The sequence below is a fragment of the Microcoleus sp. B4-C2 genome (assembly GCF_036705265.1).
Classification (GTDB): domain Bacteria; phylum Cyanobacteriota; class Cyanobacteriia; order Cyanobacteriales; family Microcoleaceae; genus Microcoleus.
This window is the reverse complement of the sequence record NZ_JAUBUB010000050.1, coordinates 37489-46942: the sequence shown is the minus strand read 5'-3', so window position 1 is coordinate 46942 and position 9454 is coordinate 37489. Positions and strand designations below refer to the sequence as shown.

4 protein-coding genes are annotated in these 9454 nt (G+C 45.9%); 3 read left to right on the top strand and 1 reads right to left on the bottom strand.

Translation table 11 applies throughout. From position 1 onward, the window contains the following. Positions 1–458 precede the first annotated feature (458 nt). A complete protein-coding gene (locus tag QUB20_RS16045) occupies positions 459–2831 on the top strand; it encodes a PAS domain S-box protein (protein WP_333248021.1) in 2373 nt (790 codons plus the stop codon). Next, a complete protein-coding gene (locus QUB20_RS16040) occupies positions 2831–4516 on the top strand; it encodes an EAL domain-containing protein (protein WP_333248019.1) in 1686 nt (561 codons plus the stop codon). Before QUB20_RS16045 ends, QUB20_RS16040 begins: the two co-directional genes overlap by 1 nt. A 61-nt stretch (positions 4517–4577) precedes the next feature. Here QUB20_RS16040 and QUB20_RS16035 read toward each other — a convergent pair whose 3' ends face one another. Next, positions 4578–5903 (bottom strand): J domain-containing protein, encoded by a 1326-nt coding sequence (locus QUB20_RS16035; RefSeq protein ID WP_333248017.1) that lies wholly within the window; start codon positions 5901–5903, stop codon positions 4578–4580. Positions 5904–6107: 204 nt separating this feature from the next. On the opposite strand from QUB20_RS16035, the gene QUB20_RS16030 reads away from it, so the two are divergent. Continuing rightward, positions 6108–9446, top strand: a complete 3339-nt coding sequence (locus QUB20_RS16030; protein WP_333248015.1) for a DNA polymerase I — start codon at positions 6108–6110, stop codon at positions 9444–9446. Positions 9447–9454: the final 8 nt, after the last annotated feature.

Genomic DNA, 9454 nt, shown 5'->3' with positions numbered 1-9454 from the left:
CGTCCAAAAAGGACGGGCGGGACGCCCATCCCACAATAACAATTAAAATTGTAAGTTATTTAATTCGCGATCCTAAGCGCGTCCTAACGGTCGGGCGCGCTGGCTATATTTACAAATTCCAGATTCCAGATTCCTCGGTGCGTGAATCTACGCAAACAAATATAATAAATTTACAATCCGAGTTATTGTGCAAGCCGATAATTGCGGAATTTATTTTTGCAATACTACAAATAGTTACCGTAAAAATACTGAGTTACAGGCATTATTCAGCTTATTATCAATTTGTGAACTGTTGCCAGAAAGCCTGAGCAAGGAGCATTTTCTGAATCCTTTAAACTAGCTTTAATATATCGCATCTTGGTTGGATGAGTATTCCTGCTAATTGTAATATTTGACTTAAAAAGTTTATGCTTAAAAGATAGGCTGGGGTTAAATATACAGTGCGCCCTAGAGTAACCATGTCACACTGCAACCAATCCATCTGTCGTTCCCGCAATCTCGTAGAAATGTGCGATACGGCTGCCAGTTGGCAGCAAAAAGCCGATCGACTAACGGTAGAATTAAACAGCACGCGCGATCGGCTTCACGCAGAAATCGATCGGCTAAAACTTGCCAACGAAACCCTTCACGCCGCTGTCAGTTGTGCCCCAATTTTCCTGTGGGCAACAGACAGAGAAGGCAAGTTAACTCTGGCAGCAGGGAAAGGATTAGAAAATTTGGGACTCAAACCAGGTGCAACTGTCGGGCGATCGATTTTTGAAGTTTACAGCAGCCAGCCAGATATCTTAGAAAATATTGCCGAGGTATTAGCAGGAAACGATCGCAATTGGAATGCCCGACAGGGGCATTGTATTCACGAAATTCGATCGGCAGCCCTGCGAGATGGAAACGGCGAAGTTGTCGGCGCCGTCGGTGTTTCTACTGAAATTACCGAGCGCGAGCAGTTCATCGCCACTCTGGAAACCGCCAATCAAGAATTAGAAGACAGACTTCAGCAGCAAACGGCAGTCTTCAATGCAGCACTTGCCGAAAGCGAAAAAAAGTACCGCAACCTCGTAGAAACCTCCCAAGAATTGATTTGGTCGATCGATATTGAAGGCCTCTTGACTTTTGTCAATTCCGCCGCCAAACGCATCTACGGTTACGAACCGCCAGAAATGATCGGACGGCGCTTCACCGATTTTTTAGTTCCCGATCAAGAAAATAGACCAAGAGAAATATTTGCCCAACTTTTAGCGAGAACCAAAATTCAGCCACAAAGCGCTAATTCTCCTTACGAAACAGTACACCTTCGCAAAGACGGTACCCCCGTCCACCTGCGCGTCAACAGCATCGTCAACCAAGCTGAAAACGGCGCTATTTTAGGCTTGTGCGGAACGGCGACAGATATTAGCGATCGCAAGCGATCGGAAGAAGCACTCAAAGAAGCTACAGACCAACTTCGCGCCGTTTTGGATGCCGTACCCGGACTGATTTCTTGGATCAGTTCCGATTTGCGGTATATCGGAGTCAACCAGCACTTAGCAACCTCATTCAACCTGTCTCCTGAAAGCTTTGTCGGTCAAGAAATCAACTTTCTCGACAAAGGCTCGACTTTCGGAGAACTGATCCGAATTTTTTTTAACAGTTCATCTCAGCAAACCTGCCAAGAAATAGAAATAGAAATTAACGGTTTCGTCCGCAACTATTTGATAGTAGCTCAGAAATATCATCAGGGAACCGCAGCAGTTTCTGTAGGAATAGACATTACCGATCGCAAGCGTGCGGAAGCTCTCAAAAACCAATTGATCTGCTCGTTGCAAGAATCAGAACACAAATTTCGCAGCCTTTATGAAGCCACCAGCGACGCAGTAATGTTGCTTGACGAACATGAGTTTTTTGACTGCAACCCCGCCACCTTAAAAATATTTGGCTGTAGCAACAAACAAGAATTTTACGGCAAGCATCCGAGGGAATTTTCTCCGCCATTTCAGCCTAACGGACAAGATTCAGCCAGTTTAGCTGCACAGAAAATGAACATAGCAATGCTCATAGGTAGCTGTCGATTTGACTGGGTACACCAACGACTCGACGGTTCAGAATTTTCTGCAGAAGTTCTGTTAAACGCAATGGAAATTAACGGACAAAAATTTCTCCAAGCTGTAGTACGCGACATTACAGATCGCAAACGGGATGAGGATCAAATCAAAGCCTCCCTCGCCGAAAAAGAAGTCCTTCTCCAAGAAATTCACCACCGCGTCAAAAACAACCTCCAAGTTATTTCTAGCCTGCTGAAACTTCAGTCTCGCTACATTCAAGACAGCCGCGTTAGTGAAATGTTAAAAGAAAGTCAAAACCGAGTCAGATCAATGGCTCTGGTTCACGAACAATTATATCACTCCAAAGACTGGTCAAACATTGATTTTGCTGAATACATCCAAAATCTCGCCCACAATTTATTCCAAGCTTATGAAATTCATGCAGAAGGCGTTAAGTTGCAAACAAATATTGCGCGGTGTTCTCTCAATATTGATACGGCAGTTCCTTGCGGATTAATTATCAACGAGCTTGTGACAAATGCTCTAAAATATGCTTTTAAAGGACAAGTGAAAGGTAAAATTAATATAGATTTCACTTTAGATAATAACAGAGTTTGCGTGCTAACTGTGAGCGACAGCGGAATTGGTTTTCCTCAAGACTTAGATTATCGAAAAGCCCGAACGTTGGGTTTGCGATTGGTCGGGTCTTTAGTCAAGCAAATTCGGGGGGGAATAGAACTGTTAGAAACTGCTGGCACGACTTTTAGAATAACCTTTTCTCAACCAAAATTGCACTCTGAGGAGAAAAATTAGTGTCCAACAAAAAAATTCTGATAGTTGAAGACGAGAGCATCATTGCAGAAGACATTTCCGACAGTTTGATATCTTTAGGATATAGAATAACTGGGATGGTCTATTCGGGAGAAGAAGCAATTGAATCGGCAGCAAAGTTGCGCCCGGATTTAGTTTTAATGGATGTTAACCTGCAAGGAGAAATCGACGGCATTACAGCAGCCGAAGAAATTCGCTTGCGCTTTCAAATTCCGGTAGTTTATCTGACAGCCTATGCCGATGAAACTACTTTACGACGAGTCAATAGTACAAAACCGTTCGGCTATATTGTCAAGCCATTTGAAGAAAAAAACTTGCACACAACTATTCAACTGGCACTCTACCGACATCAGTATGACAGCTTGACCAACCTGCCGAATCGTTCATTTTTGCGAGAAAAGTTAAGTCAAGTATTAGATGGTCAAAAAGAATTGTCAGGAGTCGTTCCAGTTGTCACGCTTAGCTTAGATAAAATCAACCGCATTAACAGTACCTGGGGACACGATATCGGCGACTCAGTGCTTTGCACCCTCGCCCAGCGGCTAACTAACTGCATGGAAAATATTCATATTGTTGCTCGTTTGGAAGCGGCAGAATTCGCGCTGATTCTTAAACCAGTGGCAGAAAAACAGGATGTGGCTAAGATTGCTCAAAACATTTTAGATATTGTATCCCAAGGTATGATTGTCCAAGATTGCGAAGTCTATGTCACTGCTAGTATGGGGATCTGCTTGTATCCCGGAGACGGCACTGACGGAGATGAAATGCTGAAAAATGCTTATATAGCAATGTATCAATCTCAGCAGAAAGGCGGCAATACTTATCATTTTTATACGGCAAGAAATGCTAATTTTTTTATCAATACACTTCTTCAAGAAACTTGCTTGCGCCATGCTTTAAAAAGCTCAGAATTTGAAGTATACTATCAGCCGCAAATAGAAATCAAAACAGGTAAAATTATTGGTGCTGAAGCTTTGGTGCGCTGGAATCATCCAGAACGGGGGCGAGTTTCCCCGGGGGAATTTATTCCAATGGCTGAAGAAATGGGCTTGATTGCACCGTTGGGTGAATGGGTATTAGAGACTGCTTGCAGGCAAGCTAAAACATGGCAAAGAGCAGGTTTACCGCCCCTGCGAGTGGCAGTTAACGTGTCAGCCCGTCAATTTGAGCGCAAAAATTTCACGGAAAGAGTCAGGGAGATATTAACGGAAACCGATCTCGATCCCAAGTGTTTGGAATTAGAACTGACGGAAAGTCTTGTTTTGCAAGACGAAATTGCAGCCGCTAAAGCTTTTACGGTGTGGAGAGATATGGGGATTAGGATAGCAATTGATGATTTTGGGACTGGATATTCTTCTTTGAGTTATCCAAAACGCTTTCCGTTTGATGCGATCAAAATTGACAAGAGTTTTATTCGCGATATTGCAGACGATCGCCAAAATGCAGCCATTACAGTAGCGATTATTCAAATGGCACACTGCATGAACATGACGGTGGTGGCTGAGGGGGTAGAAAATAAGCAGGAACTTGATTTTTTGTGCGATCACGAATGCGATGAAATTCAAGGCCATTTTTTCAGTCACGCTTTACCAATGGCTGAGTTTGAAGCGCTGCTGAAAAGCGATAAGTGCTGGGATTTACATCGATTCCGGTTGCAATCCTCATGATTGTTGACTGTTGACTGTTGACAACTGACAACTGACTATTGACTGATGAGTGATGATTAATTCAAAAGATACGATCGCCCAACCAACTTCCCAGCCACAGCCCGAAACCGGAAGTAGCCACCAACAGGATAACCGTATAAAGCCCGCTGCCGTTGTGGCTAAACCTTTCTGCAGCTACCATCCGCGCCACAACTCCAGCAATAATGCCGATCGCAGCCCAAGCCCCATAAACACTCTTAGACCCGGCGGTAGCCAAGGCTTCGACGAGATCCCCCGAACCCGCCCCAGCCAAAACCCCCGCCCACGCCCCAATCCCCAGCCCGATCGCACCTCGGAACCCGACGGGGCCGCGAGAATGCACACCTACTTCCGTCGCCAACCCGCAGGTCAAGCCGACAATCGCCCAACACACGGCCGCCACCAGCGCCTTAACCCAATTCCCAGAACCTGTTCCCGCCATCAATCCCGCTACTGTCACCACTCCCGCCACCGCCAAAACTCCCGCCACAACCCTAGACTCAGCCTCAAAACTGGCGATCGCCCCCAAACCAGCCCCAACAGCGCCCCAAGCAGCCCCTGTGACCTTTCCTCCCGCCTGAAAACCAGCGATCGACCCCCCCACCGCCCCAGCCAAAACTAACGCCGCCAGCCACACTTTAGGCGTTGCTGAACCCTCCGCCAGCAAAATCGCGGCCCACAGCCAATCTGCACCGCAGATTAAAGCCCACATCCACAGCGGGGCCGCTGATACCGTCAAAATCCAACCGGTCAAAGCGTAACTCGCCACGGCGATTGCCAGCGGCCACCAAGGGAAGCTTGAATAGTGTTGAGATGGCCGCACTTCCCTCGGCGCGCTTCGCGGTTTTGAGTATTGAGTTGAAAATTCTGTTTTCCTTTTCGAGGTAAGCTTTCGATAGTTTTGAGATGGCCGTGCTTTCCTCGCAACGCTTCGCCCTGGTTGCTTTGTGCCCCGCCACGCTTGACGATTGTGAGTGGTAAATCGTTTCTTGCTTGAAGAGTTTTTTTGAGTGAGAAATTTTTTGGAGGTGGCTTTTGGGCGGGTTTGACGGCGCTGGGAACCAGGCCTGGCTGCTGATTTTCCAGAACGCCTTCTCAGCGGCTTTTCCGGCGCAGGCGGCGGTGGCTGCTGAAACTGTTGTTCGATCGACCTCGATGATTCAGGCTGACTCAGAAACAACACCAACTGCTGGTAAGCTTGATTAATTTCTGTTAATCTTTGGTGAGCTTTTTGTTGCAGGCGGTCATTGTGGGCAAACCGATCGGGATGCCACACAAACGCTAAATCCCTGTAAGCGCGCTTAATTTCTTCTAAGGAAGTTCCAGGCTCAATTTCGAGGATTTCGTAGCATCGGTTAATGTCACCCATAGGCTTCGATCGGCAGATGTTGGTAAATTGGCGTGAAGCGAAGCTATCCCGATCGGGAATCGTACTTCACATCTTCTACTATTCTCAGCCAAGCTGCACATTAAGCCGAGATCCGATCGAGTGTCAAGCGTCCTCAAGTCTGCGGGCCATTCTTAGGGTTGATCGATGCAGGCGGACAACTGGCTACAATGAGAAAATACTTTCGTGCGATCGGTATTTGTGTCAGTGTCGGAAAATCAAGCTCCCATCTTCATCTTAGTTGACGGTCACTCCCTGGCCTTTCGCTCCTACTTCGCCTTCGCCAAAAGTCGAGACGGAGGCTTGCGAACGACGACAGGCATTCCCACCAGCGTCTGTTTTGGCTTTCTCAAGTCGCTGCTGGAAGTAATGGCGGCCCACGACCCCCAGTACATGGCGATCGCCTTTGACCTCGCCACGCCCACATTTCGCCACGAAGCAGACGAAACTTACAAAGCCGGTCGTGCGGAAACTCCCGAAGATTTCATCCCCGATATCAAAAACCTGCAAGAACTCCTCAGCTATTTGAATTTACCTGCAATAACTGCTCCCGGCTACGAGGCAGACGATGTTTTGGGAACTTTGGCAAACAAAGCCAGCGCGGCGGGTTATCAGGTCAAAATCCTCACGGGCGATCGAGATTTGTTTCAATTAGTAGAAACCGACAAACAAATCAGCGTATTGTATTTGAGTACAGATGAACTCAGGCGATCGGGCAAAGGCAAATCCCAAGAATACGGCCCGGAAGAAGTCAAAGCCAAACTCGGTATTTTGCCCGAACAAGTAATAGATTACAAATCCCTCTGCGGCGACAAATCCGACAACATCCCCGGAGTAAAAGGCATCGGTGACAAAACCGCCTTGCAATTGCTGGAAGCTTACAATTCCCTGGATGGAATTTATGCTGCGATAGACGAGATTAAAGGCGCAACTAAGAAAAAGCTAGAAGAAGGCAAAGAAGCTGCTTATCATTCTCAACGCATGGCGACAATTGTCCAAGACGTGCCATTAGAAATCAACTTAGAAGATTGCAAGCTTATAGGTTTTGACGAATCAGCATTGATTCCCATGCTGGAAAAATTGGAATTTAAGACATTTTTAAACAAAGTTAAACAAATTCAAAAGCGTTTTGGTGGCGTTGAAGAGAAGGAAAAACCACAAGAAGAATCCTCGTTCCCCGGCTCTGCCAGGGAACGCATATCCAGAGGCTCTGCCTCGTCGGAAAACACCCTAGAACAGCCATTGGAGGGTGTAGAAAAGCCATTGGAGGGTGTAGAAAAGCCATTGGAACAGGGCGGGCAAGATGCCCAACTCACAATCAATTCCTCCGAAGATGAAGCATTAGCTTTCTACAGTTTGGCAGAAACCCTAGCCGCCCAGCAGGAAAACAAATTACCCATTAAACCCCGAATAATTCAAACAACCGAACAGTTAAACGAATTAGTCAAACTGCTGCAAACCTACACCGACAAAACCTCACCCGTGGCGTGGGATACCGAAACCACCGCCCTCGAACCGCGAGACGCCGAATTAGTCGGAATTGGCTGCTGTTGGGGAACCGGCGAAGAGGATCTCGCTTACATTCCCACGGGACACAAAACGGGCAAAAACTTGGACAAAGCCACAGTTTTAAATGCTTTGCGTCCGATTTTGGAAAGCGAGAATTATCCGAAAGCGCTGCAAAATGCTAAGTTCGATCGATCGATCCTGCGTTGTCAAGGAATTAAACTAGCAGGAGTCGTCTTCGACACCATGCTAGCTAGTTACGTACTCAATCCCGAAAATAGCCACAGTCTCAGCGAATTGTCAAGAAAATACTTAGGCATTGTCGCCAAAAGTTACAATGAATTAGTGCCGAAAAACAAAACAATTGCTGACATCAGTATTGTAAAAGTAGCCGACTACTGCGGCATGGATGTTCACACCACATTTGGGTTAGTAAATAAACTTAGCACCGAATTAGATAAAGCTGATGAAGCTAGCTTTCCCGGAAAAACTTTGCGCGGGTTACTGCTGGAAGTAGAACAGCCTTTAGAACCAGTTTTAGCTGAAATGGAATATCAGGGGGTTCGCATAGACACAGGATATCTTAAAGAACTATCCAATGAAATGGAACCGCGATTAGCAGCAATTGAGCAGGAAATTTATAACGCCATACCTCTTGAGGATTTCAATGCTTATCTCGCCGAAAAAATCGAACATATCGAACCAACTTTAGGCACGGTTCCTCAGAAAGTTTACGAGACCGTGCCCAGTGCAATTTTAAAGCCTTATCTCAAGAAAGTCTTGCCAAAAAATAACCTGGATTTAGCTGAGATTAAACAGAAAGTTTACAACACAGCACCCAGTGAACTTTTAAAGTTGAACTCACCATCCCAGTTGAGTGAACTTCTGTTTGACATACTCAAGCTAAACACCAAAAAGTCTAGTAAAACTGCGACAGGCTTCTACTCCACCAATGCTGGCTTCCTAGAAAATTTGCAAGGAGACCATCAGGTTGTCGATGCTATCTTAGATTACCGTACCCTGCAAAAGCTTTACTCTACCTATGTAGATGCTATACCGAAGCGGGTGCGTCCCGATACTCAGCGATTGCATACTGATTTCAATCAAACTGTTACAGACACAGGTCGTCTGTCTTCTTCTAATCCTAATTTGCAGAATATTCCAATCGGTACGGAATTTTCTAAGCAAATTCGCAAGGCTTTTGTACCGGAAGCAGGTTGGCTGATGGTGTCGGCTGACTATTCTCAAATTGAACTGCGAATTTTGGCTCATTTGAGTCAAGAACCTGTGTTAATTGAAGCTTACCAAAATAACCGAGATGTGCATACCGTGACGGCTCAACTGTTGTTTGAAAAGGAAGAAATAACTCCCGACGAGCGCAGGTTTGGCAAAACGATTAATTTTGGGGTAGTTTACGGTATGGGGGCGATTAAGTTTGGCAAATCGATGGGTAAAAGCGCAGCAGACGGCAAAGAGTTTATTAAGCGATTTAACGAGCGTTACAGTAAAGTTTTTGAATATTTGGAGAAAGTAAAAAAAGATGCGATCGCCCTCGGCTATGTTACCACAATTCTAGGCCGCCGCCGCTATCTAAACTTCGACAAAAATGGCAGCCTCCGCCGCTTACAAGGCAGCAATCCCGAAGACATTCGCTCAAACGAACTTAAATCTCTCAGCAGAGATGACGCCCAATCTTTGCGGGCGGCAGCCAACGCTCCCATTCAAGGCTCTAGTGCTGATATCATTAAACTTGCCATGATTGAGGTACACAAAATTTTGCAAAACTATCAGGCGCGGCTGCTGCTGCAAGTTCACGATGAATTAATCTTTGAAGTCCCTCCCGATGAATGGGAAGAATTGCAACCAAAAATTAGAAGTGCGATGGAAAGTGCTCCGACAATTATAAGTGCGATGGAAAATGCTCTGCCGAAAAATACAAGTGCGATGGAAAATGCGCCCGGTATGGTACCGCTGATAGTTGACATCCACGCTGGGCAAAATTGGATGGAAACTAAATAAAACACAGA